This is a genomic window from Gilliamella sp. HK2 (genome assembly GCF_001690265.1).
In the GTDB taxonomy this organism is placed as follows: Bacteria; Pseudomonadota; Gammaproteobacteria; order Enterobacterales; family Orbaceae; genus Gilliamella; species Gilliamella apicola_C.
On the sequence record NZ_LZGV01000088.1, the window covers coordinates 54,893 to 81,617 of the forward strand.

The 26,725-nt window shown below is 35.0% G+C and carries 25 protein-coding genes and 1 pseudogene; 17 read left to right on the plus strand and 9 right to left on the minus strand.

Going from position 1 to position 26,725, the window contains the following annotated elements; all coding sequences use genetic code 11:
• Positions 1–30: 30 nt before the first annotated feature.
• From A9G45_RS09360 to A9G45_RS09385, 6 genes and pseudogenes are all read right to left on the minus strand, one after another.
• Complete coding sequence (locus A9G45_RS09360) at positions 31–852, minus strand: Dam family site-specific DNA-(adenine-N6)-methyltransferase (RefSeq protein WP_065567875.1); 822 nt, start codon at positions 850–852, stop codon at positions 31–33.
• Positions 853–900: 48 nt separating this feature from the next.
• Entirely contained in the window at positions 901–1,689 is a 789-nt protein-coding gene (locus A9G45_RS09365; RefSeq protein ID WP_065567874.1) for an SPOR domain-containing protein, read from the minus strand.
• 67 nt (positions 1,690–1,756) lie between these two features.
• Positions 1,757–2,278 (minus strand): shikimate kinase AroK, encoded by a 522-nt coding sequence (aroK, locus tag A9G45_RS09370; protein WP_065567873.1) that lies wholly within the window; start codon positions 2,276–2,278, stop codon positions 1,757–1,759.
• Positions 2,279–2,462: 184 nt separating this feature from the next.
• Positions 2,463–3,425: an arabinose-5-phosphate isomerase GutQ gene (gutQ, locus tag A9G45_RS09375; protein ID WP_065567872.1), complete on the minus strand. Its 963-nt coding sequence runs from the start codon at positions 3,423–3,425 to the stop codon at positions 2,463–2,465.
• A gap of 220 nt (positions 3,426–3,645) precedes the next feature.
• Positions 3,646–4,262: pseudogene (locus tag A9G45_RS15005) on the minus strand (LysE family transporter).
• A 9-nt stretch (positions 4,263–4,271) separates the two neighbouring features.
• The gene (locus A9G45_RS09385; protein WP_065567871.1) at positions 4,272–5,714 is read right to left on the minus strand and encodes an LTA synthase family protein; all 1,443 of its coding nucleotides are present in this window, start codon (positions 5,712–5,714) and stop codon (positions 4,272–4,274) included.
• Between the two features lie 245 nt (positions 5,715–5,959).
• On the opposite strand from A9G45_RS09385, the gene A9G45_RS09390 reads away from it, so the two are divergent.
• From A9G45_RS09390 to A9G45_RS09435, 10 genes are all read left to right on the plus strand, one after another.
• On the plus strand, positions 5,960–6,598 hold the full coding sequence (locus A9G45_RS09390; protein ID WP_065567870.1) for a nitroreductase family protein: 639 nt from the start codon (positions 5,960–5,962) through the stop codon (positions 6,596–6,598).
• A gap of 17 nt (positions 6,599–6,615) precedes the next feature.
• A complete protein-coding gene (locus tag A9G45_RS09395) occupies positions 6,616–7,818 on the plus strand; it encodes an FTR1 family iron permease (RefSeq protein WP_065567869.1) in 1,203 nt (400 codons plus the stop codon).
• 143 nt (positions 7,819–7,961) lie between these two features.
• On the plus strand, positions 7,962–8,489 hold the full coding sequence (locus tag A9G45_RS09400; protein WP_442903039.1) for an iron transporter: 528 nt from the start codon (positions 7,962–7,964) through the stop codon (positions 8,487–8,489).
• Between the two features lie 99 nt (positions 8,490–8,588).
• Positions 8,589–9,839 carry a Fe-S-containing protein gene (locus tag A9G45_RS09405; protein WP_065567867.1) on the plus strand — a complete coding sequence of 417 codons (1,251 nt, stop codon included), beginning with the start codon at positions 8,589–8,591 and terminating at the stop codon, positions 9,837–9,839.
• 24 nt (positions 9,840–9,863) lie between these two features.
• A complete protein-coding gene (locus tag A9G45_RS09410) occupies positions 9,864–11,150 on the plus strand; it encodes an ABC transporter permease (RefSeq protein ID WP_065567866.1) in 1,287 nt (428 codons plus the stop codon).
• Between the two features lie 17 nt (positions 11,151–11,167).
• Positions 11,168–12,310 carry an ABC transporter permease gene (locus tag A9G45_RS09415; RefSeq protein ID WP_065567865.1) on the plus strand — a complete coding sequence of 381 codons (1,143 nt, stop codon included), beginning with the start codon at positions 11,168–11,170 and terminating at the stop codon, positions 12,308–12,310.
• A gap of 10 nt (positions 12,311–12,320) precedes the next feature.
• Positions 12,321–12,980 (plus strand): ABC transporter ATP-binding protein, encoded by a 660-nt coding sequence (locus A9G45_RS09420; RefSeq protein WP_065567864.1) that lies wholly within the window; start codon positions 12,321–12,323, stop codon positions 12,978–12,980.
• A 20-nt stretch (positions 12,981–13,000) separates the two neighbouring features.
• The gene (locus A9G45_RS09425; protein ID WP_065567863.1) at positions 13,001–13,495 is read left to right on the plus strand and encodes a DUF4418 family protein; all 495 of its coding nucleotides are present in this window, start codon (positions 13,001–13,003) and stop codon (positions 13,493–13,495) included.
• A 72-nt stretch (positions 13,496–13,567) separates the two neighbouring features.
• Positions 13,568–14,779 (plus strand): ABC transporter permease, encoded by a 1,212-nt coding sequence (locus tag A9G45_RS09430; RefSeq protein WP_065567862.1) that lies wholly within the window; start codon positions 13,568–13,570, stop codon positions 14,777–14,779.
• Entirely contained in the window at positions 14,779–15,444 is a 666-nt protein-coding gene (locus tag A9G45_RS09435; RefSeq protein ID WP_065567861.1) for an ABC transporter ATP-binding protein, read from the plus strand. Before A9G45_RS09430 ends, A9G45_RS09435 begins: the two co-directional genes overlap by 1 nt.
• A gap of 54 nt (positions 15,445–15,498) precedes the next feature.
• Here the strand turns inward: A9G45_RS09435 and A9G45_RS09440 are convergent, their stop codons facing one another.
• From A9G45_RS09440 to hemB, 3 genes are all read right to left on the minus strand, one after another.
• Complete coding sequence (locus tag A9G45_RS09440; RefSeq protein WP_065567860.1) at positions 15,499–16,080, minus strand: Maf family protein; 582 nt, start codon at positions 16,078–16,080, stop codon at positions 15,499–15,501.
• Position 16,081: 1 nt separating this feature from the next.
• Positions 16,082–16,486: a GNAT family N-acetyltransferase gene (locus tag A9G45_RS09445; protein ID WP_065567859.1), complete on the minus strand. Its 405-nt coding sequence runs from the start codon at positions 16,484–16,486 to the stop codon at positions 16,082–16,084.
• 768 nt (positions 16,487–17,254) lie between these two features.
• A complete protein-coding gene (hemB, locus tag A9G45_RS09450; protein ID WP_065567858.1) occupies positions 17,255–18,262 on the minus strand; it encodes a porphobilinogen synthase in 1,008 nt (335 codons plus the stop codon).
• Between the two features lie 186 nt (positions 18,263–18,448).
• On the opposite strand from hemB, the gene rpsU reads away from it, so the two are divergent.
• From rpsU to A9G45_RS09485, 7 genes are all read left to right on the plus strand, one after another.
• Complete coding sequence (rpsU, locus tag A9G45_RS09455) at positions 18,449–18,664, plus strand: 30S ribosomal protein S21 (protein ID WP_034882800.1); 216 nt, start codon at positions 18,449–18,451, stop codon at positions 18,662–18,664.
• Between the two features lie 142 nt (positions 18,665–18,806).
• On the plus strand, positions 18,807–20,588 hold the full coding sequence (gene dnaG / locus A9G45_RS09460; protein ID WP_065567857.1) for a DNA primase: 1,782 nt from the start codon (positions 18,807–18,809) through the stop codon (positions 20,586–20,588).
• Between the two features lie 81 nt (positions 20,589–20,669).
• On the plus strand, positions 20,670–22,511 hold the full coding sequence (gene rpoD / locus A9G45_RS09465; protein ID WP_065567856.1) for an RNA polymerase sigma factor RpoD: 1,842 nt from the start codon (positions 20,670–20,672) through the stop codon (positions 22,509–22,511).
• 68 nt (positions 22,512–22,579) lie between these two features.
• Positions 22,580–23,551, plus strand: coding sequence for a bile acid:sodium symporter family protein (locus A9G45_RS09470; RefSeq protein WP_065567855.1), 972 nt, complete (start codon positions 22,580–22,582; stop codon positions 23,549–23,551).
• A gap of 68 nt (positions 23,552–23,619) precedes the next feature.
• Positions 23,620–25,134, plus strand: a complete 1,515-nt coding sequence (gene pitA / locus A9G45_RS09475) for an inorganic phosphate transporter PitA (RefSeq protein WP_065567854.1) — start codon at positions 23,620–23,622, stop codon at positions 25,132–25,134.
• A 65-nt stretch (positions 25,135–25,199) separates the two neighbouring features.
• Entirely contained in the window at positions 25,200–25,652 is a 453-nt protein-coding gene (gene uspA / locus A9G45_RS09480; RefSeq protein ID WP_065567853.1) for a universal stress protein UspA, read from the plus strand.
• A gap of 181 nt (positions 25,653–25,833) precedes the next feature.
• Positions 25,834–26,589, plus strand: a complete 756-nt coding sequence (locus A9G45_RS09485) for an SDR family NAD(P)-dependent oxidoreductase (protein ID WP_065567852.1) — start codon at positions 25,834–25,836, stop codon at positions 26,587–26,589.
• Positions 26,590–26,725 lie beyond the last annotated feature (136 nt).

Consider the following 26,725-nt stretch of genomic DNA (forward strand, 5'->3'; position numbering starts at 1 on the left):
CATGATAACTCATTTTATATTCAAGCCTGATTATGACTTTTTATAGAGCGCTAAAATCTCATCAATTTTTTTACGACCCTCACCTGCACAGCTAATTGAACGACGCATTTCTGCGCGATAAAGCTCGCTTGCTTTGCTATAAAGAGTCATTGTGTAATCAGTATAATGATTAGATACTAGCACGGGTATATTCTTTTTATATGCTATAGTTTCAGCCAATTTCGACAAGTTTTTATGTTCTTCAAATCCAAAAATATTTGAATAATAAGCTGTAAACCCTACTGATTGATTTGGGGATATGTAGGGAGGATCACAATAAATAACCGAATTTCTTTCTGCCTTCTTCATGACCTCATGATAAGGTGCGCAAATAAATTTCGCTTTTTGTGCTTTTTCTGCAAAAAAATAAAGTTCTTTTTCAGGAAAATAAATGGTTTTATAACGCCCAAATGGCACATTAAATAATCCACTATTATTATAACGGCACAGACCGTTATAACAATGTCGGTTTAAATAAACAAATAATAATGATCTAAAATATCGATCTTTACTATGATTAAATACATCTCTAAGCTGATAAAACGCATCAGGTTGATTATTTTGAGTAGTAAAAAGCAATCTGAGATCACGAATAAATTGATCTGGAGTTGATTGTAACAAGGTATATAGTGAAATTAAGTCTTGATTGATATCCGCTAAAATATAGTTTTCGTAGTTTGTATTTAAAAACACAGAACCAGCTCCGACAAAAGGCTCAATCAATAGATCGCCTTCTGGAAGATACCGTTTGATTGTGTCCACAAGCTCATACTTTCCTCCAGCCCATTTTAAAAAGGCTCGTTGCTTCTTCAACGGATACTCCTATTTGTCGTTGATTGGATAAATAAACGATATTACTTATTATTTTTCTATTTTTTCTTTATTAACAACCGCACCCGATTTAACCCATGGTTTATCTTTTAAGAGTGCTGATGGTAAAGATTTAATAGCTTTACGTGCTTCATTAGCTGATGAATAATCACCTTTTACTAAAATAAACCACGTTCCTGAACTGTATTCAGTTTTATATATATGGTAATTAGTTATATTATTTTGTTTAATAAATTTTTTCAAACCCTCAACTGATTTGGATGCACTTAGCTGAATAACATAATGATCATTACTTATTTTAATTTTTTTCCCTAAATCAGCTTTTTCTTCTTTACGATTAACTGTTTTTTTATCATGATCATTATTATTTTTCTTAGTATTAGTTGATTGTGAAACATTTATATTATTAGAAATACCAGCATTAGTTCTGCTATTTTGTGTTGTAATAGTATTAGAGTGCCCCTTAACCTCAGAATTTAGATTATCTATTGAGCTTAAACTATCATCTGTATTATCAGAACTTTCAGTTTGAGATCCATTAACAACCGCACCACTTTGTCCATTCGAAATCAAACTGTTAGTTTCTTCTGTTGCCGTAACATCATTAACGGTAGGTGGTGTTAATGCTGTTACTTCATTTTCGCGAGAAGAGTAAAAAATAGTCAAGCCAAGCAATAATAGAAAAATAATGGCTATCGAACCGAAGATAACTAACTTTTTCTTTGGAAAATTTTGAAGAAGGTTTAGCAACTTTAGTGAAGGCGTAGAGTCCTTACTCGGTTGCTCTGAAATATAACGGTCATCTTTATCTACACGCATACTTACTCCTTAACCTATAAAAAGGTTTATTACTTCATTAATAGCTATTACTTCCAAAATAAGTTGCTTAAATCTGTTCTATTTTATCAATAATATAACTGGCAACACCTTTGGCACTTTGTTCATCAGTTTTAATGGTAATATCGGCAATTTCTTCATAAAGAGGTTCACGTTCACCTGCAAGTTCTTCATAAAGCTCACGAGGTGTGTTACCGCCTTGCAGTAATGGACGACGTTTATCTTTTTGTGTTCTTGCCATTTGCTTTTCAATGGTTGTTTCAAGATAAACAACAATTCCACGCGCTGACAATCGATTGCGTGTCTCTTTTGATAAGACAGAACCACCACCAGTTGCCAGAACTACGCCTTGTTTTTCAGTCAATTCGTTAATGACTTTCTCTTCTCTGGCACGGAATCCCTCTTCTCCTTCTAGGTCAAAAATCCATGCAATATCGGCTCCAGTACGTTTCTCAATCTCTTGATCTGAGTCAAAAAAATCCATGCCTAACTGTTGCGCAATTTGTCGGCCTATTGTGCTTTTTCCTGCCCCCATAGGGCCAATTAGAAAGATATTTCGCTTTTCTGCCATTGTAGTTTCATCATCTATTAATTTTGGTTAAAATATACAACACAACATCAATTTGAATTGATTAAAAATCATGCAAAATTCAATTGTGTAACTTTTTCTTTGATCTCCGTCTAACGACAAAAATTTAGGTCGGTAATTATCTCAATAGATAGTACCTTTTGGCAATAGGTATTTATTAATAGTTTTAGCTAATACCAGCTTGATGCAAATCATGAATGTTTAAAGCACCGACTAATTCACCCTCATTGTTAACGACTGGTGCAGCGGTAATATTATGATCATTAAAGGATTTTAATGCTTCAACCGCTTTCCAATTATCAGGGATAAGGTATCCAGGGCTAGTCATAACATCCAAAATACTATCTTGTAATGTACCATTTTTCAATAATAACCGACGTAAATCGCCATCGGTAAATACTCCAATTATTTTATTATTATTCTGACAGATTGCAACTAAACCTACACCTGTTCGACTTAATTCTAGCATAGCATCAAGAACCGTTGCTGTTTGTGGAACTTTAGGTATTCGATCGCCTGTTCGCATCACATCTCTGACATGATTAAGTAATTTAGCACCTAAACTACCTGCTGGGTGGGAACGAGCAAAATCTTCTTCTCTAAAACCTCGAGCTCGCATTACAGCAATCGCCAGCGCATCACCCATCAATAATGTGTTGGTTGAGCTTGATGTTGGCGCTAATCCCATTGGGCAGGCCTCTTTTTCTATCGAGATATTTAAAACAGCTTGAGCTGATTTAGCCAATGGTGAATCAACTCCGCCAGTAATTGCAATTACAGGTACATTCATTGCAGCGAGGATAGGCAGAATAATATTAAATTCTTTTGCCCGTCCGGAATAAGAGATTAAAATAGCCACATCATTGGCTGTTACCATGCCTAAATCGCCATGCAATGCTTCCGAAGGATGCATAAAAAAAGCGGGGCTGCCCGTGCTTGCTAACGATGCAGCAATTTTTTTTCCAATATGTCCTGATTTTCCAATACCTGAAACAACAACCTTACCTTTGGTGGTTAAGATAAGCTGGCATGCATTAATAAAATCTTTGCCAAGCCGGTTAGGTAACTTTTCCGCTTCTTGTAACTCTAGTTCAAGAACTTCTCGACCATATTGTAATAATTTATCCATTTTCAATTAGCCTGTCGAATAAAAAAATCAGTGTCCGGTGAATGTATAATCGGTAAATAAAAGCAATCGATTATAAAAGTTATAATTGTTATCAGTTTAACAATTAACGAGCGAATATTCAAAAAAGAAAGTCTTTTTGTCAAAACCTTTCAGGTAAACAGGTGCTTGAAAGTAAATATGAGTTCACAACATTAGAGTAACTTAAAGTCCGAAAGCAACTTTAAGCAACTATTACGCCTAATGTAATTAAAATGTTACCGAATAATTTATCGAAAATAGATTGAATTTTAAAATAACGCCATTGTATTGTTTGATTTTGAAAAACAAACACCACAAAAGGCCACCAAAAAAGGCTTCAATCCAAATGATAAATGCAATGATAAGTTTATCAATCATTGATGATTCAGCATCAAGCATTTGCGTAAAAATTGCCAGAAAAAATAACGTTGCTTTAGGGTTAAGTAGATTACATAAAAAACCTTGCATAAAAGCCAATTTTACTGAAATTAGCTGCTTAGTTGGTTGGTTGTTTGCCAACTAAGCAAGTGGTCGCATTATGGGCAAATAATGCTTTAAAGCCAAGCCATATAAGGTAAGTGGCACCAGTATAGCGTAGCGTGTTATAGAGCAATGGAATGGTGCCAATCAGCACCGCAAGACCGGCAACGCAATAGCTAATATGAATCAAAATAGCCGTGATCACATCTAAACAAGTAAATAACGCTGTTTTTCGGCGATAATTTAAGCTGTTTTTAACACTAAAAAGAAATCAGACCCAAGCGAAATCATCCCTAAAAAACTGGTCGAGCCAACTAAAAGCAATGTATCAACCCCCATTTTCGGCACCTATTTAAATACCTGTGCTGAATTATTGATCGTTGCGATATTGGCTTTATTTTTTTCAATAAACTGTTTTTTATCAAAATTAGGGGCAGATAAATAGTCAGTTAGAAATTTGCCATTACTTGCAACTTGTGCCCCATTTAAAATTAAACGAGGCAAATCAATTTGGTAAATGGTTTGATCGGGTGTTTTTTGTAGATCTTGTATACTTGCGTTAGTTAATAGATAAAGCTTGCGCTCTTTTTGTGAAAGGCGATTAATGGTTGGCGTACCAGATCCCATCATTAAATGATCTGGGAAAATATAAAATACAGTGTTTTCTAATACCCCTTTATCTTTTAATTGTTGAATAAATAACCCTAAATTATGATCTAATGAAGCAGCAACAAAAGACATATTATCTGGTTTGGGTGAAATAATTGATTTCATTCTTTCGTCATCAAAACCATTTGGAGCATGAGTTGAAACGGTTGATACAAATAAGGCAAATGGTTGGTTATTTTGACGCATTTGTGTAATCTGTTTTTGCGCAACATCAAAAATATCTTTGTCATATAATCCAAATGGTGCTGCTGGGTATTGCCCAACGTAATTTTTTTCCGAAATGACTTGCATACCCAAAAGCTCAGCAGTATGCCCAATACCAGCAAAATCAGGGCTAGGCATCACATAACGGGTTTGATATCCAGCTTGTTTTAGCACATCACCCAAACTAACTAAGTTTGTTTGGTTTGCACGCATTAATGGGGATGTTGTGTAACCGCCAATTAAAAATGGCATGCCTGTCATATAAGTATACATGGAAGCAGTCGTCCAAGTGCTTCCAGGGCTCATTGGCATATTGGTAAAAAAAGTATAATCTTGGCGAAGATGCCGTAAATTAGGTGTAATATCTTCAAAGTCGAGAAAACCTTGTTCAAACGATTCTAATGATAACACAATAATATTTTTACCTTGTTGACTAACAAGCTGGTTTTTATTGGTGTAATTAGTCATGTTGAGTGATTGCAATGCTTGCTCAAATGGTTCGCGCGGAGCACTAGTAACCTGATATATTTCATATAACCGGCTTAATGGTCCATTGTGGTAACTAATTGAAAATATAGCGATAACAGCGAGTAACGCACGAGGCAATAATCGGCATTTCCCTTTACACCAATTAGCGAGTTTTAATAGTAAAAAAATGAAAGAAAAAAAGACTACAATGACCAAAACTGCTTGCAATTTAAAAATAAATAGCCCTTCTATAATATCATTTATATTTAAATTCACATAAAACTGATAATCAATAAATCCACCACTAAAGTAGATAGAAGTTAGCTCCATTACAATAAAAATCGTTAATAAAGTTACGATTAAAAATTGCCATTTTTTCTTTTTAAAGAGCGAGGCAAAAACAATTGTGATAATAAAAAGAGGTAAAACAATGAATGTCGATAATGGCATAAGATTTGTTACTCAATTTCTCAAAAATCAATTTTGCTAAAGTATATACTCAATACATAAAAAAATAAAAATATCGGTTAATGCTGTTTAATTTATCACATTATCTTCATAGCCTAACTTGAAAAGTGCTAATGGCAAAAGCAGACTTTTCATATATCAAATGATAATTATTAGCATTTGATGTTGATAATTGAAACCGTTAGCAATAAGATATCGCCAATAATGTCAAATAATTAGGTATTACTATGTCGTGTTATGTACGAAAATTAGCTTTAATTCTATTATCATCGTTGATTCCTTTCGCGTTATGTTATGCCGATATTTCATTACCTAAGCCACAAATAAAAGATGGAATGAGCTTATTTGAAAGCTTAAAAAAACGTGCTTCAACATCTGGTGGCGGGTTTCCTACTGGTAAGATTTCTGATGAGGAACTTTCACAAGTGCTTTGGGCAGCAAGTGGGTTGAACCGAGGTAAAACAGGATGGACAGTACCAATGGTTAAAGGTAAGCCTCCTTATGTACGAATTTATATTGCTAGTGAAAAAGGCACTTTTTTATATGAGTGGGAAGGTCATTATTTAAGAGAAATTAATAATAAAGATATTCGCGCCGACATTGGTTTGCAAAATTTTACTAAGCGAGCCGCCTATTCATTAATTTTTGTGTCAGATGCTAATGTATTGGCTGATATAAATCCCGAAGAAAGTGCTCACTTTAATTATACTGCTGTTGGCGCAATGAGTCAGAATGCTTATTTAGCTGCGGCAGCATTGAAATTAAATGCTCGTTATATTCATTCCATCAAGTCAGATGCCATAATTCAAGCACTAGAATTGCCTGAAGATCGCAAGCCTCTTGGTATGCTGATATTAGGAAAATAAAAGGCAATTAAATAATTATGAAAAAATATTTAACACTGGTTTTATTATTTATTGCAAGCTTAATTGCTTTTGCGCCAACCTCTTATGCACAAGCAAAAAAGTATGAAAGTTGGAATGCCATTGTTGATGAAATGGATGAAATTTTAAATGATGCTTATGATATCTATTTCATGACAGATGCTGAACGTGCAAAAGCCCGCGTTAATGAAGCTTATTTTGGCTTTTATGAAAAACATGGTGTTGAGCGTGCTGTTATGTCTTATATTTCGGGCAAACGAGGCACTGATACCGAATACCAATTTGCTAAAATTAAACGATTAATGACAAATGGTGCTCCCAATAAAGTTGTTCGAGCAGAAATTGACACTATTTTAAAAATGCTGCATCAAGATGCTAACGAATTGGATGGTAAAAAAGAGAGTGGCTGGCGTGTTTTATTCGCATCGTTTATTATCATCTTTCGAGAAGGTCTTGAAGCTATTTTAGTGATTGCAGCAATATCAGCTTATTTAGTGCGTTCTGGTAATATTGCTATGGTCAAAGTGGTATATATGAGCGCAATTGTTGCAGTTTTTGCCAGTATTTTAGCTGCTATTGCTCTTTATACTGTGTTTGATATCAGTGGTGCAAATCAAGAAATTATTGAAGGCGTTGCTATGCTTTTGGCAACTATAGTGTTATTTTTTATTAGTAATTGGATGTTTTCAAAGGCAGAAGCTGAAGTTTGGAAGAGTTATGTTGAAGGAAAAGTACAAACTGCTGTTTCATCTGGTAGTTGTTTAGCTTTAGGTTTCGCTGCTTTTCTAGCTGTTTTTCGAGAAGGAGCAGAAACAATCTTATTTTATCAAGCCATGATTACTGAAGCTAAAGAACACATACATATGGTTTGGTATGGACTTGTGATAGGAACGATTGTTCTTGCAATTATTTTTGTTGTTATTCGTTTTGGTACTATGAAGTTACCAATCAGACCTTTCTTTATAGGCACGAGTATTTTGATGTATATCATGGCGATAGCTTTTGCTGGAGGTGGAGTAAAAGAACTCCAAGAAGCAGATATTATTACTGTTACGCCTGTTGATTTTGTGCACTCTATTGAAGTATTAGGTATTTACCCAACAATCGAAACTTTATTACCACAAGTTGTTATGGTATTTATTGTGTTAGTGTCAGTTATGTATTACAAATTTCAATGCAACCATAAAAACAAAAAATGGTAAGCATGACTAATATTATTTAATTCAAACCATTTGGAATGTATGGTTAGAATATTGCATAAATATTATGAAAATAAAAAGTAGTCAAAAACAACGTGAAGGAGTTTTCAATGAAAAAATTAGTTTTATCAGCGAGTATTGCCTCAATGCTTGCTTTATCTTCATTTGCTCACGCAGCGGCGCCAGCACCAGGTGAACAAAAAGGATTTGAGGAGTTTCCAATTGGTGATGAAGTCACTGTTGGCCCATTACACATTGGTGCTGTTTATTTCCAACCAGTGGATATGGAGCCAGCTAGTATGGGGGGGCTTCCTGCATCAAAATCAGATATGCATATTGAAGCGGATATCTCGGCTGCTGAAGGTAATAATTTAGGTTATGGTGTCGGCGATTTTGTACCTTATTTAACCGTTAAATATAAAATTCAAAAACAAGGCAGTGATAAAGCTATCGAAGGTAACTTTATGCCAATGAATGCATCGGATGGTCCTCATTATGGTAATAATATTAAGCTTGACGGTGCTGGTAAATATAAAGTTACATTTATTATTGAAAATCCAGAAAAGCAAGGTTATTTGTTACACGTAGATAAAGAAACAGGTGTCGAGGGGCGTTTTTGGAAAAAGCCAATCGAAGTTTCTTGGGACTTTGATTATATCCCGCGTGCATGGTAATTATTAGAAAAAACTAAGTATAATTATATTTAATAATTGATCATCAGTTATGGTGAGCTTGTGCTCACCAATAACATTTGGAATAGCTAGGCAATAAATATGCTTCAATATCTTATTAATATTACCGATAATACTTTCGTTCCTGTAATGATGATGGCACTACTAAGTGCAGCGATTGTAAAATCAACCTTTCCTTATGGTAAAAAGAGTATTTTGTTCGGTTTTATATTGGGATTGATAGCATCATTGATTTATGCCATTTTAAAACGTAATACTGGCTTGGCGGTTCGTGAGTTTTATGATCTTGGAGTAATTACGCTTTGGGTTATAATTGCTATACCACTAATGGCTAGCATTTACTTACAAAAAACTATTGATAACTGCGTTGGCATAATCTTATTTTCACTCCTATTTACGCTTGGTATCGGTTCGATAAGTGCCCAGTTCTTACCCAATTTAATACTCTATCCATTCGAATTTTCAGTCGGGATGGATTCTATATTTAATAATGATTACTTGTTTAAATGGGTTGGTTATAGTTTTTCTTTGCTTGTTGTTTTGCTAACAGGATTATTTATTTACCGCGTCGGCGATCGCTTATCTGCTAAATTTGTTTTTGTCATTACTTCACTGTCTATCATTATTTTCACTATCCAAAACAGTATTAATATTCTACAAATTCTAATTGTTAGGCGCTTTATTTCATCACAACCATGGATGATGGAATTAGTCATTTTTATCCTTAGCCATGTTAATTGCTTCACTTTTATTTTTATGGCAATTGTGCTTGGTTTAGCTTTAATCTTGTTCATAAAGTCAAAAACCACCTCATTAGTAGGCAGCAACCCTGCTCAAATTCGCAAACTTAAAGCGCAATTGCGCAACGATAGAAGAAATGCGCTATTGATTATGGCAGGTTCGGCGATAACCGCTTATACCGTAACGCGTGCTCGTTATATTTTTGAAAAAGGAGTAGAACTTACACCAGCAGAACCAATATCACCTAATAGTGATGGATTAATTGTTATTTCTCTTGATAAAGTCAATGATGGTAATTTACATCGTTATGGCTACCAAGCAACCGATGGTACCTTAGTTCGCTTTATTATCATAAAAAAAAGCGATAATGCTTATGGTGTTGGATTTGATGCTTGTGATATTTGTGGAGCAAGTGGTTATTACCAACGGGGTGATCAAGTGGTTTGTATTTTATGTGATGTAGTGATGAATATTGCCACAATTGGATTTCCTGGTGGTTGTAATCCTGTACCACTTAAATATGAAATTATTGATGGTAACATGGTGATCCGTCCTGCTAATCTTGAAGCAGAAAAAAGTCGTTTTAAATAAAAACGTATTAAAAGGAATTGGATAATGTTTAGCAGAATGTTAATAAGCGTGTTAGTTCGCCAAAAAAAGAAAGTCTTGCTTATTGCTTTAACTATCGCTTTAGGTGTTTCGCTTGCTACTGCTATGTTAAATGTAATGTTTGATGTTGGCGATAAAGTTAATCAAGAATTAAAAGCTTATGGTGCTAATTTAAACATTGTTCCTCGTGGTAATGCCATTATTAATGAAATGTATCAACTCGACAATAATGGTAGGCAACAGACATTACAATATATTAAGCAAGAAGATCTTGTGAAAATTAAAATGATTTTTTGGGCTTACAATATTGTTGATTTTGCGCCCTTTTTAACAACTCAAGCTATTTTTAACGATAAACCTGTTACAGTAGTTGGAACTTGGTTTAATAAACACCTTAATATACCGACAGGTGATCAAGTTGATACAGGTATATTAGCCATGAAGTCATGGTGGGCAATTGAAGGTAACACTATAACTGATGATAATATACAAGCCGTTATGGTAGGGGAATCTATTGCTAAACAGTGGAATTTAGAGCTAGGAGACTCAATCGATATCGTCTCACCTCAAACAAACAAAAAGATCACATTGAAAATTAATAATATTTTTCATAGTGGTGGAATTGAAGATACGCAGCTTTTTGTTTCGTTACCTGTGGCACAAGATCTTGCTAATAAAAAAGGATTGGTTGAACGAGTTGAAGTCAGCGCATTAACCACACCTGAAAACGAACTTGCCAGAAAAGCAGCACAAGATCCAAATAGCTTATCCAGAACAGAGTGGGATACATGGTATTGCACCGCTTATATCAGCTCAATTGCTTATCAATTGGAAGAGTTAATGCCCAATGTGCGTGTAAAGGCCATTATGCAGGTTGCCGAGTCTGAAGGCTCTATTTTACAAAAAACGCAATTATTAATGTTATTGCTCACTATCTTATCACTAGTTTGTTCTGCTCTAGCTATTTCGAATTTGGTAACAGCCAATGTAATAGAGCGAAGTACTGAAATTGGTTTATTAAAAGCGCTTGGCGCAACCAATACGGCTGTTGCTATGTTAATACTCACTGAAATTTTGATTATTGCCTTACTCGGCGGCGTTTTGGGTTATTTTATTGGCCTTGGTTTTGCGCAAATTATAGGTTATACCGTATTTGGTTCATTTGTTGAACCTAAAATGATCATTGTTCCGTTAGTTATAATTATGGTTTGCCTAATCACTTTTTTAGGTAGCTTACCCGCATTACGTATTATGATGTTTTTACGCCCAACCGATGTGTTACATGGCCGATAAGATGAAAGGTAAGTATTATGATCAATAACAATAAACGCTTTATCATTAAAATGGTGCTGAGTTCGCTTATTCGCCGTTGTTCGCGCATCACTATTGCTTTACTTGGTGTTGCCATAGGTGCGACTGTACTGCTTGGTATGATTACACTTTGTTATGATATACCACGGCAAATGGGACAAGAATTCCGTTCTTATGGCGCCAATCTTCTATTATTGCCAACTAATAATCAACCAACTGTGGCAATAGCTGATGTCAATAAAGCGGTAAACCTTCTACCAAAAGATAAATTGCTTGGCGTCACGCCATTTCGTTATGATTTAATTCGTAGCAATCAGCAACCTTATACGATTGTGGGAACAGACTTTAAACAAATTACTAAAACCAGCCCCTATTGGCGTATTGAAGGAACATTACCGCAAAATTCACATGAAATACTTATTGGTACCGATATTGCTAATTTTGCAAAATTAACCGTTGGCAACACTATGCCCATTTTGGGCAAATCAAAACAAGATTCCCGTTTTGATGAAGAACTTAAAATTACGGGTATTGTTAAAACAGGACGGGCAGAAGATGGTTTTATCTTTATTGACTTGCATGCGCTAGAACAACTACTTGAAGAAAACGAACAAGCTGAAGTTATTGAAGTCAGTATTACTGCAACAGAATCTGAGTTACAACACTACATTGAAGTCATTAAAAACCAAATGACAACACTTGAGCCTCATTTAATTAAATGGGTAATAAAATCGGAATCTTCGGTATTAGGTAAACTATCTTCATTACTTTACTTAGTTACTTTTATCGTGCTGATACTTACCATGATTTGTGTTGCTACCACCATGATGACAGTGGTTATGGAGCGCCGTCAAGAAATTGGTCTTAAAAAAGCAATAGGCGCAAATAATATAAGTATTGCCAAAGAGTTTTTAGCTGAAGGATTAGTTTTAGGTGTCGTAGGAGGAATTATAGGTGCTATTTGCGGGCTTATTTTTGCTCAAATCATAAGCAGTAGTGTGTTTGGGCGCTCCGTTATTATTGAGTTTTATTTAATCCCAACCACGATTATTATTTCAACGATAGTAACAGTCATTGCATGTTTAATTCCAGTAAAACGTGCACTTGAAATAGAGCCTGCGTTAGTGTTGCGTGGCGAATAGGATATAAAGTATGAATATACTCGAAGTAAACAATGTGTCTAAGATTTATGGTTCGCTCCATGCGCTGTCTGAAGTGAATCTAACGGTTGAAGAAGGCAAATGGTTATCAATTATGGGACCATCAGGCAGTGGTAAAACCACTTTGATGAATATCATTGGTTGCATGGATAAGCCTTCATTGGGCTCAGTCATTTTGGATGGGCAAGATATTACTCAACTTTCTTTGCCCGAATTGACCGAAATTCGCCGAGATAAGATAGGACTAATATTTCAACAATTTCACTTAGTATCATATTTAACTGCTTTAGAAAATGTGATGGTTGCACAATATTATCACAGCATGGTTGATGAAAAAGAAGCTATGCAAGCATTAGAACGAGTTGGGCTTGCTGCACGAGCTAAACACTTACCAAGGCAGCTATCAGGCGGTGAACAGCAGCGTGTATGTATTGCCAGAGCATTGATTAATTACCCCAAATTAATTTTGGCCGATGAGCCAACTGGTAATCTAGATGAAAGTAATGAAACGATGGTCATGAATTTACTGCATCAGCTACACGAAGAAGGTAGCACAATAATAGTCGTTACTCACTCTCCAGAAGTGTCAAAACATGCTCAAACTACAGTAGTACTTGAGCACGGCAAAATTGCGCGTGTTATAAACAACTAATCAACAATGGGTTGTCGTATATGAAAAATCGTATTATTTCGTCAAGTATTTTTATCGTTATTGGTGTGTTAATTATTTTATTTCCATTATATATATTGCCAGTTTGTCCACCGCCTGAAGCTGTAACCACACCGATTGATACAATGAGTAGCACTAGTAGTGAGCTTGCGCATAGTGGGCACATGCATGCTAGTACAGGAAAAATCATGAAATGTTTTTGGACAGCCAGAGCTGAAATCGGTATTGGTTGTTTAGTGATAACTATTGGCACATTGCTATTAATTAGCAGTACTGCCTTTGTTCGCATGGGATTAAGTATGGCACTTGCCTGTATTTCGTTATTAGCCATAGCAATTCCAACCATTTTAATTGGCGTTTGCTCTAACGAAATGATGCGATGTAATATGGGGGCAAAACCAGCCTTAGTGTTATTATCTAGTTTATTATTTATTATTGCTATCATTAACACTTATTATTTAAATAAAAAGACTAAAAATCGACAATTTAACTTTTAAAGGCTAAACGCTTATTTATCTTTATTCGGCATAAAAAAAGATACTTTTTAATTACACCAGCAGGAAGTTAACATGCAAGAAAAACCGATCACTATGGCAAATTTAGCGTGGCGCAATATACAGCGACGACCATTTCGCAGTTGCTGTTTGATTATCATTATCATGCTTTTTTCTGCAACACTGTTTGGTGGTAGCGTGCTAATGAAAAACCTTAGCTTGGGTATTACTGGCATGGCGAATCGGTTAGGAGCTGATATTCTTATTGTCCCCCATGGTTATGAAAAAAATTTAGAAGTTGCCTTATTGCGTGGTGAACCGAGTAGTTTTTATTTAAAAGTTGATTTGATCGATAAAATAAAAGCGATCAAAGGCATCGATGCTATTTCACCACAACTATTTATTGCATCGCTAAATGCAGGTTGTTGTTCATCTAAAGTCCAATTAATTGGTTTTGATCAGCATAGTGATTTTGTGATTAAACCTTGGTTGCAATCACAACTCTCAGCACCTCTTACTGACAATCAAGTCGTTGTCGGTTCAAAAATTAGTGCTAATGCAGGCAGTGAAATCATGTTTTTTAATCACCCATTTAAAATCGCTGCAAAAATGGATAGTACCGGTATGGGCTTCGACACGTCAGTCTTTATGACCATGCAAGCAGCGCAATCATTAATGAAAGAAGCTAAGTTAATTGAGGGCGATATTGACCATTTTGCAGATTATGCTTCGTCAATTTTTATCAAAGTTAATTCTGATTATCAGTCTAAAGACATTGTTAATCAAATTATGCCTAAATATGCTATTGACTATAATATTGACTTTATCATGACTAAAGGCATGTTAAGCAATATATCTAAATGGTTAACCAGCTTTTCAACTATTGTTTATAGTCTATCGGCTATTTTTTGGATTCTGGCAATTATTGTGATCTTTGTTATTTTTTCATCTTCACTTAATGAACGGAAACGCGAAATCAGTTTATTACGAATATTAGGCGCTTCACGCCGTGATCTAGTCAAAATGTTGTTACGAGAATCTTTAATAATCAGTGCATTAGGTGGTATTGCCGGCATCATAATCGCAACAGTGTTACTCTATGCATTTAGCTTATTAATTTGTCAATCAATCGGTTTGCCGTGTATGAATATTTCATTATTTGATGCACTATTATATGCAATAATAGTTTTTATTCTTACGTTAATCATTGCCCCGTTATCAAGTACCTATAGTGCATTATCTATGACTAAATTTGATACTTACAGTACGCTTAGAGAGGGCGAATAATGTTACTAAATGTCAAAAATCTACGTAAAGATTATTACCGTGGCCAGCAAACCTTTTCAGCAGTAAATAATGTCAGTTTTTCAATGAAAAAAAATGACTTTATTTGCATTATGGGTAAATCGGGCAGCGGTAAAACAACATTACTTAACATGATTGCAGGATTACTCACACCAACACAAGGCAAAATCACCATTAATGAAACCAACTTATTTGAACTTAATGATCAACAGGTATCGGCATTTCGCAATCAACATATTGGTTATATTCCACAAGGTAGTAGTTTACTCCCTAATTTAACTGCGCTAGATAATATCCGCTTGCCTTTCTATTTAACTAAGCGTTCCAATGATAACAGCCTAAGTTACGCACAAAGCCTGCTTAAAAAAGCTAAAATAAGTTATTTACAAGATGCTTATCCCGCCAATATGTCTGGTGGTGAAATGCGGAGAGTTGCTATTTTACGTGCATTAATTTGTCGTCCACAAATCATTATAGCTGACGAACCAACCAGTGATCTTGATGACGAAAGCTCGGCGGATATCATGCAACTATTAACCGAAATTAACCAGCAAGGCACAGCCTTATTAATTGTCACCCATGATAATGATGTAGCTAGTTATAGCCAAACAATTTTGAAAATGTCGGCTGGAAAATTTATTGATTAAATAAGTCGATTAACACAACGCTAAGTCAAAATGGGGGAATTTAACTTGTGTGCTTTACAACAATAGTGGATTACAACCCATTTCAATCATAATTTTATTTAGTTTTAACAGTGGTAACCCGACTAACGAATTAATATCATTACCTTCTAGTTTATCAAATAAGGTAATACCTAACTCATCACATTTAAAACTACCAGCGCATTGTAAAGGCATCTCTTTGCTAATGTAGGCATCAATTTCTGAATCAGTTAAATGTCGAAAGGTCACTTTAAACGGTTCGCAAATGGTGGTTTGTTGTTGAGTTTTGGTATTAATTACTGTCATACCAGTATAAAAATAGAAAGCTTTACTACTGCTTTGTCGAAGCTGTTTGCGGGCATTATCAACCGTATGCGGTTTACAAACAATATTACCGTCTAACACCCCCACCTGATCTGAACCAATAATTAAACTATTGGGATAGCTAGTAACTAATGATTGTGCTTTCATTTGGGCTAAACGAACGACTAACTGCTCGGCTGATTCGCCTTTAAGTGGCGTCTCGTCACAAATCGGTGGCACACATTCAAAAGGAATAGCTAATTTTTCAAGCACTTTTTTACGTGATTGAGATGTTGATGCTAAGATGATTCTCATTTTAATTTTCTCTTAAAATCCAAGCGGAAGGATGCGCATTAAAACCGATATAAGCATAATAATCAACTGACTGTGGTGCAGCCAGTAGAGTAATTGAACATGATTTACCAGTATTGTTTTTCACTTCTTGAATTAATTGCTTACCGATACCTTGTCGTTGGTAATTTTCATCCACTGCAAGATCTGCCAAATAAGTAATATAAACAAAATCAGTTAAACAACGCGCAATGCCAATCAATTTCTCATCATGCCAAGCGGTTATCACCAAATTAGCATTATCTAACATAGCTTGAAAGCGTGCAGTATCGGTAAGAGGACGACGTTCACCTAACGAACAATGACGATAAAGGGTAATTGCTTGTTTGAGTGTCGGTTTAACATCAGAACGATAAATGATGTGCCTCATATCATATACCTTTATTTGGGTTATGGCTCTTGTAATAACCAAAATTAGCAAGTTTACTTAGTTATTAACATTGGATTTAATTGCCATAGCACATTTAAAAAATATGTAATTCCAAATTTTAGCGTAGCTTTAAAATTTTATCGATCTTGTAAATAATTTTGTGTATTTGCTTATTGTTAACATATTGTAATATAAAAAACAGACAAATAAAAATGGATAAAAAATATTCATAATATCTACTAGCAAAATTAGCTAACAATAGAAAAACTCAAGACGACTTAGATAAGTTAATGGTTATTTTTAATAAACTGGCTATCGAAAAGCGCCTTAATTCAGAGATGGACGAATAGTTATGCCATGATAAATATCATAAAAAATTAGGCAGCCATCTGCGATCAGCGTAATGGCTACAACTAAAAGCTATGCTCATTGACGATGATGGTAAGTTGGAGCTACTCATCCCACAATGAGTCAATCGCCCAAAACTGGGAAAAAATACTAATTGATGATTTAATCAATTTTTCCCATACATCGGCTCGCTCATTTTAGTTGATAACTCAAATTTTTTTTAAAATAAGAGAATCTTAGCGAGCCGAAATAAAAACAACATGGCTTATTTTGGGCTTTCAGTGTTGTTGCATATTGATAAAAGGTAACTTTTGTTTATAAAAGTATTATAAACAAACAACAAAACTGCTAATTAATTTAGCTTCTTTATATAATCACCTTGAACTAGAAAAGGATTTATCAACATTTAAACAAATATTGTTATTTTTGATGTAACCACTCAGCGACTTGTTTAGCAAAATAGGTTAAAACACCATCTGCACCAGCGCGTTTAAAACAAAGTAAAGATTCCATAATTGCTAATTTTTCATCTAACCAACCGTTTTGGATTGCTGCTGTTAACATGGCATATTCCCCAGATACTTGATAAGCAAATGTGGGCACAGCGAAAGTTTCTTTCACTCTTCGAACTATATCAAGATAAGGCATGCCTGGTTTAACCATGACCATATCTGCACCCTCACTTAAATCTTGATAAATTTCTTGTAATGCTTCACTACTATTCGCTGGATCGAGTTGGTAAGTTTTTTTATTGCTGCCTTTTATATTTTTAGCAGAACCGACCGCATCGCGAAAAGGTCCATAAAAACTTGATGCATATTTTGCTGAATAAGCCATAATTTGCGTATTAACAAAGCCTTGTTTTTCTAGTTCATCACGTATTGCACCAATGCGTCCATCCATCATATCGCTTGGTGCTATAATGTCAGCACCTGCTTCTGCTTGCATTAACGCTTGTTTAGTAAGCGTTTGAACGGAAATATCATTTTGTACATATCCGTGTTCATCAATAATTCCATCTTGTCCATGTGTAGTATAAGGATCAAGAGCAACATCGGTGAGTATGCCTAGCTCTGGGAATTCTTTTTTTAATGCTCGGATAGCTTTTGGTACTAATCCATTTTCATTATACGCTTCTTGCGCTAGCAATGATTTTTTTATCGGATCAATAGCAGGAAATAATGAAAGGACAGGGATCCCTAATTTAACTACTTGTTCCGCTTCTTTTAATAATACATCAATACTCATTCGATTAACGTTTGGCATTGAACTTACCCGTTCAGTTGTATTATTCCCTTCAACAATAAAAACGGGATAAATTAGGTCATTAACTGTTAAGCTATGCTCAGCAACCATACGACGACTAAAGTCATGAACTCGGTTACGACGTAAGCGGCGTTGTGGGTATTGACCTGTAAATGATGGCATGAAAAACTCCTGTTTATTCTTAGTGAGATTTGATTTATTATCTGACGCTATATTTTGATTAGCAAATTAATTTGTAGTCTGATAATAATTCTATTTTTTACTTTACAACATATATCGATTAGGAGTAAAATTACGCACTAAATTTTAGTCCCTTGTGATATTAAACAAATTTGAGGTGAGAGGCACATGCCAGTAATTAAAGTACGTGAAAATGAACCTTTCGATGTAGCATTACGTCGTTTCAAACGTTCTTGTGAAAAAGCAGGAGTTTTAGCTGAAGTTCGTAATCGTGAATTTTACGAAAAACCAACCACTATTCGTAAACGAGCAAAAGCTGCAGCTGTTAAACGTCATGCTAAGAAATTAGAAAGAGAAAACGCTCGTCGCACTCGTCTATATTAATAGTTTTAAAATTATTTATACTGAAAGTTGGAATTGATATTAAAATCAATTTGTTATCTTCTAATATAAAGAATTCTAACAAGCCGTATTTTTAATACGGCTTGTTGCCTTTCTGTAACAGTAAAATTGGTTAAAATTTATCATGAAAGGTTTTATTCCTCGCGATTTCACCTTAGATCTAATTGCTCGAACCAATATTTTGGATGTCATTAGCAAGCGCGTCAAAATGAAAAAAAAAGGGAATAATTATTTTGGTTGTTGCCCTTTTCATGATGAGAAAACAGCCTCTTTTTCACTTAATGAGAAAAAGCAGATTTATTATTGTTTTGGGTGTGGTGCCTCTGGATCTGTTGTTAATTTTTTAATGCAATATGAACGGTTATCTTTCCCTGAAGCTATTGAAGAATTAGCTAGCATGCAAGGTATTCAGGTACCTTATATTGATACTGATAATAGTCAAATAGATCAATCAAAGCATATCGAATCTAGAAATGTGCGCCGTGACTTGTATGCATTAATGGCTAAAATTACTAATTTTTATCAACAGCAATTGGCCTTGCCAACATCCATAGAAGCCCATAAATATCTTGAACAAAGAGGGCTTAATGCCGAAATTATCGCCAGATATAAAATTGGTTTTGTGCCTAATGAATGGCGATTAACATCACAAAATGTGGTTAAAACAAAAGCTGAAGCTGCACTTTATCAGCAAGCGGGTATGTTAGTAACCAATGATAGCCGTAACCAATATGACCGTTTTCGCGGGCGAATCATGTTTCCTATTCGAGATAGGCAAGGAAATGTTATAGCATTTGGTGGGCGAACTATCATTAATGATCCTGCAAAATATATTAATTCACCAGAAACGCCTATTTTTCATAAAGGTTTTCAGCTATATGGACTTTATGAAACACTTGAAGTTAATCGTAACCCTCAGCAACTTGTAGTGGTTGAAGGTTATATGGATGTGGTTTCGCTTGCTCAATATGGCATTGATTATGCTGTTGCCGCTTTAGGCACGGCAACATCAGAAGAACATATTAAATTACTGTTTAGAGCTACAGATTCGGTCATATTTTGTTATGATGGTGATAATGCTGGACGAAACGCTGCTTGGCGAGCTTTGAACGTTTTATTACCTTGTTTAATCGATGGAAAGAAAATTACCTTTGCTTTTTTACCTCAAGATGAAGATCCGGATACTTTTGTGCGTAAAGTTGGTAAAGAGGGTTTTGAAAAATATTTAAATGAAGCGCCAAATCTATCAAAATTTTTATTTGATGAGCTTTTAAAGCAAGTTGATTTAAAAACGGCTGAAGGAAAAGCGAAATTAAGTTCGCTAGCTTTACCGTTGCTTGATCAAATTAGAGCAAAAGCTTTCAGATTAAATTTATTACAAAAATTAGGTAATTATTTAGGTTTACTTGATGTTTCTCAACTAGAACAATTGTTAAATGAAAATCGTTCTAAAAAAGATGAAAAAGCCAATGAAAATACACCTAGAACACAAATAAAATTAACTACGATGCGCATTTTAATTGGTTTATTACTTCAATACCCAAATCTTGCTGAGCAAGTTTCTGATCTCAATGCAATTCGTCAAGTTAACATGGCTGGAATTGAGATTTTTATCGAATTGCTTGAATTATGCCAACGTTATCCCAATATAACAACAGCACAAATATTAACAGAATGCATAGACAGGCCGTTTTACAAACAGTTAAGCCGTTTATCAACATGGGAGCACCATTATCAAGATGATGAAATAAGCTCAACTTTTTCACATACTTTAAAAGAGTTGTATGATAATATACTCGCCCAAAGGCAAGATGAACTGATCGCAAAAGAGAGAGTCTCTGGCTTAAGTGCCGCAGAGAAAAAAGAATTGGCGACTTTAATACTTGTTTTATCAAGAAAAGACTAAATATATAGGCTATATGTAGACTCCAACTATTAGTCTACATATATAATATAGATGACCAAATAACTAAAGTGGATACCTTTTATGGAGCAAAATTCTCAATCACAGCTAAAACTCCTGATCATTCGAGGTAAGGAGCTAGGATATTTAACCTATGCTGATGTCAACGATCACTTGCCGGAAGAGATTATTGATTCAGATCAGATTGAAGATATTATCCAAATGATTAATGACATGGGGATTCAAGTGCTTGAAGAAGCCCCAGACTCTGATGAACTATTACTTTCAGATAATGTCCCTGATGAAGAGGCTGTTGAAGCTGCAACTGCCTTAGTATTATCTAATGTTGAATCAGAAATTGGTAGAACAACTGATCCTGTTCGTATGTATATGCGAGAAATGGGCGCGGTTGAACTACTAACACGCGAAGGCGAAATTGATATTGCTAAACGTATTGAAGATGGTATCAATCAAGTTCAAACTTCAGTATCAGAATATCCAGAAGCAATTACTTATCTTTTAGAGCAATATAATTTAATCGAAAGTGGCCAAGTTCGTTTATCTGATTTGATTACAGGCTTTGTTGACCCAAATGCTGAAGAAGTGACAGACGAATTGCCAGAAGATTTAGAAGTTAGTGAATCTGAAATTGAAATTGATGATAGTGACGATGAAAATGAGGATGAAGAAGGAGACTCTTCAACCGATGATGATGTTTCTATTGATCCTGAAGTTGCCAGAGCTAAATTTGCTGAATTAAAAGAGCAACACGATAAAACGTCTGATGCGATCAAAAAATATGGCCGAGCTCATAACAAAGCACAAAAAGAGATCGAAAATCTATCAGAAATATTCAAGCAATTTCGTTTAGTCGCTAAGCAGTTTGATATTCTCGTTAATAATATGCGCAGTATGATGGAGCGAGTCCGAGCACATGAACGCGTGATTATGAAGCTTTGTGTTGAACAATGCAAAATGCCGAAAAAACAGTTTATGACGTATTTTACCGGTAACGAAAATAATATGAGCTGGTATGAAAAAGCGCTCACAGCTAAAGGCGCATTTGCTGTAAGTTTGAAACAGTTTGAAGAACCAATCCAAGTTCAGGTTAACTTATTGCAACAAATTGAAACAGAAACTAGTCTATCTATTGAACAGATTAAAGATATTAATAGACGGATGTCTATTGGTGAAGCTAAAGCCCGTCGCGCCAAGAAAGAGATGGTGGAAGCTAACTTGCGTTTAGTTATTTCCATTGCAAAAAAATATACGAATCGTGGGTTACAATTCTTGGATCTTATCCAAGAAGGTAATATTGGTTTGATGAAAGCGGTCGATAAATTTGAATATCGTCGTGGTTATAAGTTCTCGACTTATGCGACTTGGTGGATAAGGCAAGCCATTACTCGTTCAATTGCTGACCAAGCAAGAACAATTCGTATTCCGGTACATATGATTGAAACAATCAATAAATTAAACCGTATTTCACGCCAAATGTTACAAGAAATTGGTCGTGAACCAACACCTGAAGAGTTATCCGAACGAATGCAAATGCCAGAAGACAAAATTCGTAAGGTACTTAAGATTGCTAAAGAGCCAATCTCAATGGAAACACCAGTTGGGGACGATGAAGACTCGCATTTAGGTGATTTTATTGAGGATACCGCTCTTGAGCAACCGTTAGATGCAGCGACATCTGAAAGCTTGCGTAGTGCAACACGTGATATTTTATCAGGGCTAACGCCAAGAGAAGCGAAAGTATTACGTATGCGATTTGGTATAGATATGAATACAGACCATACGTTAGAAGAGGTAGGTAAACAATTTGATGTTACTCGTGAACGTATTCGTCAAATTGAAGCTAAAGCCTTGCGTAAGTTGCGCCATCCAAGCCGTTCCGATGTGCTTCGTAGTTTCTTAGAATAAAGTTATTACCTATAAATATCGCCACAATCGTGGCGATTTTTTTTACTAATTAGACTAAAAGCAAAACTATGAATATCCTACAACGTTTTAAAATCGATCCATTTCTGTTAACGTTAATTTGTGTCGTAATTACAGCTAGTTTTTTACCATGTAAAGGGCAGACTAAAGTTTTTTTTGAAAATCTGACTACCTTTGCTATTGGCTTGCTCTTTTTTATGCACGGCGCCAAGCTTTCTTTCCAAGCGATTGTTATTGGTATAAAAAATTGGCGGTTACATTTAGTTATTTTTATGACCACTTTTGTTATCTTTCCTGTTCTAGGAGTAATGATGCAAATATTGGTTCCCACTTTTTTACCGCAAAATCTTTATTTAGGTTTTGTTTATCTTTGTGTACTACCCGCAACTGTTCAATCCGCTATAGCCTTTACCTCTATAGCAAAAGGTAATGTTGCTGCGGCTATTTGTAGCGCCTCAGCGTCAACATTTTTAGGCGTATTTATTACCCCTATTTTGGTTGGCTTATTGATGCATACCCAAGCCTCGAATTCTATGAATATGCTAGATGCTATTATCTCTATCATGCTTAAACTTATGTTGCCATTTATACTGGGTCATTTATCAAGGTATTTCATTAGTAAATGGGTGGATAAATATAAAAGTATTATTTCTAAAATTGATCGCCTCTCAATTTTATTAGTTGTATATGTTGCCTTTAGTGATGCCGTCGCAAATGGCATTTGGTCTCAAATTAGCTTTTTATCACTTTTAGAAATTATTTTTTATTCTATTATGTTATTAACTATTGTCTTGTTAATAACAACCTATGTTTCAAGATTACTTGGCTTTAGTAAAGAAGACGAAATTACTATTGTATTTTGTGGCTCGAAAAAAAGCTTAGCAAGCGGCATTCCAATGGCTAGTATTATTTTCCCAATGTCTATAACAGGGATAATCATTTTACCATTAATGATTTTTCATCAAGTTCAATTAATGGTTTGTGCTATTTTAGCTGAGCGTTATGCAAAACGAAAAATTTAAAATTTGTTTTGCTCATTGCCCTATTCTCAAGGATAATAGGGCCGATATTAACAACAGAAAGATATATTATGTTACCTCTATTTGCTGAATTAGAATTTTCGACCATTCTATTTTTATTTTTGGCGCTGTTTTTTGTCCTTTTTTATGAAGCAATTAATGGATTTCATGACACAGCTAATGCCGTTGCGACTGTAATCTACACAAGAGCATTAAAAGAACAACTCGCTGTTTTTATGGCGGGCATGTTCAACTTTTTTGGTGTTCTACTTGGTGGACTGAGTGTTGCTTATGCTATAGTCCATCTATTGCCAACTGATTTATTACTTAATGTAAGTTCTGCTCATGGGCTTGCAATGGTTTTTTCTATTTTATTTGCAGCCATTATTTGGAATCTTGGAACATGGTATGTAGGTATTCCTGCATCAAGCTCACATACCCTAATTGGTTCGATTATTGGCGTGGCAATTGCTAACGCATTTATTATGGATACATCAATAATAAATGCCCTTAATATTCCTAAGATGATTCATATCTTTTTATCATTGATTGTCTCCCCTGCTGTTGGCCTTGTGATTGCAGGTCTAATGATATTTTTACTACGAAAATATTGGACTCGTAAAGGACAAAGTAAAAAAAGTAGTAAAAAACGCGAGCGAATATTTATGACGCCAGAGCAACGTGAAAAACTCTATGGCAAGAAGAAACCTCCTTTTTGGATTCGTATTATGCTCATTATCTCGGCTGCTGGCGTAAGTTTTTCTCATGGAGCCAATGACGGCCAGAAAGGTATTGGCTTATTGATGTTAGTGTTGATGGGCATAGCTCCAGCAGGGTTTATTGTTAACATGAGTGCATCTACCTATGATATTACAAATACTCGTAATGCTATTCACAATATTCAAGAGTATTTTGTTACCCATAATGACGATTTAACAACGATAATAGGTAAACAACCACTGTTAGATACGAGTGTTCCAGAAGGCGACTTGAATAAATATCATTGTGATTATTCGCGTTCATATACCACATTAGCGATTGCTAATAATTTATTCAATAAAATTAGTGATTATCAGTCACTTACGGTAGAACAACGTTCACAAACTAGACGTATATTACTCTGTTTATCTGACACGGTTTCGCATGTTGCTAAACAACCTAACGTGACACCAGAAGATAAACAATATTTAAAATCTTTGAATAATGATCTGCTTAAAACTGTCGAATATGCGCCTGTTTGGATTATCGTTGCCGTAGCTTCAGCATTGGCAGTTGGAACAATGATAGGATGGCGCCGTGTAGCTATTACTATTGGTGAAAAAATTGGTAAAAAAGGCATGACTTATGCTCAGGGAGTATCAGCACAAATCACAACAGCTTTATCAATTGGAATTGCAAGCTATACTGGCATGCCAGTATCAACAACCCAAGTTCTTTCTTCCTCAGTTGCTGGAACGATGATTGTTGATGGTGGTGGAGTACAAAGTAAAACAATCAAAAGTATCGCATTAACTTGGATTTTAACACTTCCAATTTCAATTTTGCTATCTGGATCACTTTTTTGGCTTGCTCAAAAATTAATTTAGGAGTAAAAATAGAGAACTGGTTTTCAATTTATTTGGGCTTTAAAAATAGGAAGGAGTAAAATATCATGGCTTATAAACATATATTAGTCGCAGTAGATTTATCACCTGAAAGTGAAGTTCTTGTCGAAAAAGCTGTTTCTATGGCTAGACCATATAATGCTCAAATATCATTGATTCATGTTGGTATTAATTATTCAGATCTTTATACTGGTTTGGTTGATATTAATATGAATGATATGAAAGACCGAATTACTCAAGATGCGCACGTTGCTTTAAATAAATTGGCCGACGATGCGGGTTATCCTATTGCTCATACTCTTTCAGGAAATGGAGAATTTGACCAAGTATTAATTGAAGCAATTCACGAATATGGCGCTGATCTTGTCGTGTGTGGCCATCATCAAGACTTTTGGAGTAAGTTAATGTCTTCTGCTCGTCAACTTATTAATAATACACATATCGATACATTGATTGTTCCATTGAAAGATGAAGAACCCGCAGAAGAACCTGCTACATGAAATATTAAATATCAACCCGCTTAATTAGCGGGTTTTTTTAGGTATTAAATAAATATTTTGTAAAATCATTTCAAGAAATTATGTGCTTTACTCTATTTTTATTTGTATCTTTTTTGTTTATGCATATCACAGTTTATGGAAATATACGTAAACCGTTGTTTAACCGATAAGGAGGCTTATTATGAATATCGCTTTAGTTACAGGTGCTTCATCCGGATTTGGTCAAGCAATTTGTCGTAAGCTCGTTGCTGACGGCTATAAAGTGATTGGTGTTGCTCGACGTGGAGATAAGTTACAAAAATTAGCAGATGAATTAGGAATAAACTTTACCTTTTTAACCTTGGATGTTACAAAAAAAGATGCAATAGAATCAATATTGTTACAGCTTCCTAAAGCATTTCAACCTATCGATATTTTAATTAACAATGCAGGATTGGCTTTAGGATTAGAACCAGCTTATCAAGCTGATTTCAATGATTGGGAAACAATGATTCAAACTAATATAATGGGATTAATTCATTTAACTCATCAAATTTTACCTAGTATGGTTGAGCGCAACTTTGGTTACATTATTAATATTGGCTCAGTAGCTGGTACCTATGCTTATAAAGGTGGAAATGTATACGGTGCAACAAAAGCATTTGTAAAACAATTTAGCGCTAATTTACGCACTGATCTTTTAGGAAAAAAAATCAGAGTCACCAATATTGAACCAGGGTTATGTGGAGGCACTGAATTTTCTAATGTCAGGTTTCATGGCAATAATGATCAAGCAGCCGCTGTATACAAAGGTATTGATTATATAACACCAGAAGATATTGCAAATACCATTTCTTGGTTAGTTAATACGCCAGCACATTTTAATGTCAATTCACTAGAGATAATGCCAGTTGCTCAAGCTCCAGCAGGATTAGCACTTTACAAAGAAAGTGAGTAATTAAAACGTATTGACTGTGGAGGTAAATTATAAATGCTCGCTCCCTTTAATAATAAAAAATAGATTTGAAGAACAAAATAGGCTTGCACTTCTGCTTTAGGGTTGCTATTCTTTTTTCTTGTGGTTTTGATTGAGG

Coding starts and splice junctions, on each gene's coding strand:
- A9G45_RS09365 (WP_065567874.1), bottom strand. CDS start 1,689: ATGCGTGTAGATAAAGATGACCGTTATATTTCAGAGCAACCGAGTAAG.
- aroK (WP_065567873.1), bottom strand. CDS start 2,278: ATGGCAGAAAAGCGAAATATCTTTCTAATTGGCCCTATGGGGGCAGGA.
- gutQ (WP_065567872.1), bottom strand. CDS start 3,425: ATGGATAAATTATTACAATATGGTCGAGAAGTTCTTGAACTAGAGTTA.
- A9G45_RS09385 (WP_065567871.1), bottom strand. CDS start 5,714: ATGCCATTATCGACATTCATTGTTTTACCTCTTTTTATTATCACAATT.
- A9G45_RS09390 (WP_065567870.1), top strand. CDS start 5,960: ATGTCGTGTTATGTACGAAAATTAGCTTTAATTCTATTATCATCGTTG.
- A9G45_RS09395 (WP_065567869.1), top strand. CDS start 6,616: ATGAAAAAATATTTAACACTGGTTTTATTATTTATTGCAAGCTTAATT.
- A9G45_RS09400 (WP_442903039.1), top strand. CDS start 7,962: ATGCTTGCTTTATCTTCATTTGCTCACGCAGCGGCGCCAGCACCAGGT.
- A9G45_RS09405 (WP_065567867.1), top strand. CDS start 8,589: ATGCTTCAATATCTTATTAATATTACCGATAATACTTTCGTTCCTGTA.
- A9G45_RS09410 (WP_065567866.1), top strand. CDS start 9,864: ATGTTTAGCAGAATGTTAATAAGCGTGTTAGTTCGCCAAAAAAAGAAA.
- A9G45_RS09415 (WP_065567865.1), top strand. CDS start 11,168: ATGATCAATAACAATAAACGCTTTATCATTAAAATGGTGCTGAGTTCG.
- A9G45_RS09420 (WP_065567864.1), top strand. CDS start 12,321: ATGAATATACTCGAAGTAAACAATGTGTCTAAGATTTATGGTTCGCTC.
- A9G45_RS09425 (WP_065567863.1), top strand. CDS start 13,001: ATGAAAAATCGTATTATTTCGTCAAGTATTTTTATCGTTATTGGTGTG.
- A9G45_RS09430 (WP_065567862.1), top strand. CDS start 13,568: ATGCAAGAAAAACCGATCACTATGGCAAATTTAGCGTGGCGCAATATA.
- A9G45_RS09435 (WP_065567861.1), top strand. CDS start 14,779: ATGTTACTAAATGTCAAAAATCTACGTAAAGATTATTACCGTGGCCAG.
- A9G45_RS09440 (WP_065567860.1), bottom strand. CDS start 16,080: ATGAGAATCATCTTAGCATCAACATCTCAATCACGTAAAAAAGTGCTT.
- A9G45_RS09445 (WP_065567859.1), bottom strand. CDS start 16,486: ATGAGGCACATCATTTATCGTTCTGATGTTAAACCGACACTCAAACAA.
- hemB (WP_065567858.1), bottom strand. CDS start 18,262: ATGCCATCATTTACAGGTCAATACCCACAACGCCGCTTACGTCGTAAC.
- rpsU (WP_034882800.1), top strand. CDS start 18,449: ATGCCAGTAATTAAAGTACGTGAAAATGAACCTTTCGATGTAGCATTA.
- dnaG (WP_065567857.1), top strand. CDS start 18,807: ATGAAAGGTTTTATTCCTCGCGATTTCACCTTAGATCTAATTGCTCGA.
- rpoD (WP_065567856.1), top strand. CDS start 20,670: ATGGAGCAAAATTCTCAATCACAGCTAAAACTCCTGATCATTCGAGGT.
- A9G45_RS09470 (WP_065567855.1), top strand. CDS start 22,580: ATGAATATCCTACAACGTTTTAAAATCGATCCATTTCTGTTAACGTTA.
- pitA (WP_065567854.1), top strand. CDS start 23,620: ATGTTACCTCTATTTGCTGAATTAGAATTTTCGACCATTCTATTTTTA.
- uspA (WP_065567853.1), top strand. CDS start 25,200: ATGGCTTATAAACATATATTAGTCGCAGTAGATTTATCACCTGAAAGT.
- A9G45_RS09485 (WP_065567852.1), top strand. CDS start 25,834: ATGAATATCGCTTTAGTTACAGGTGCTTCATCCGGATTTGGTCAAGCA.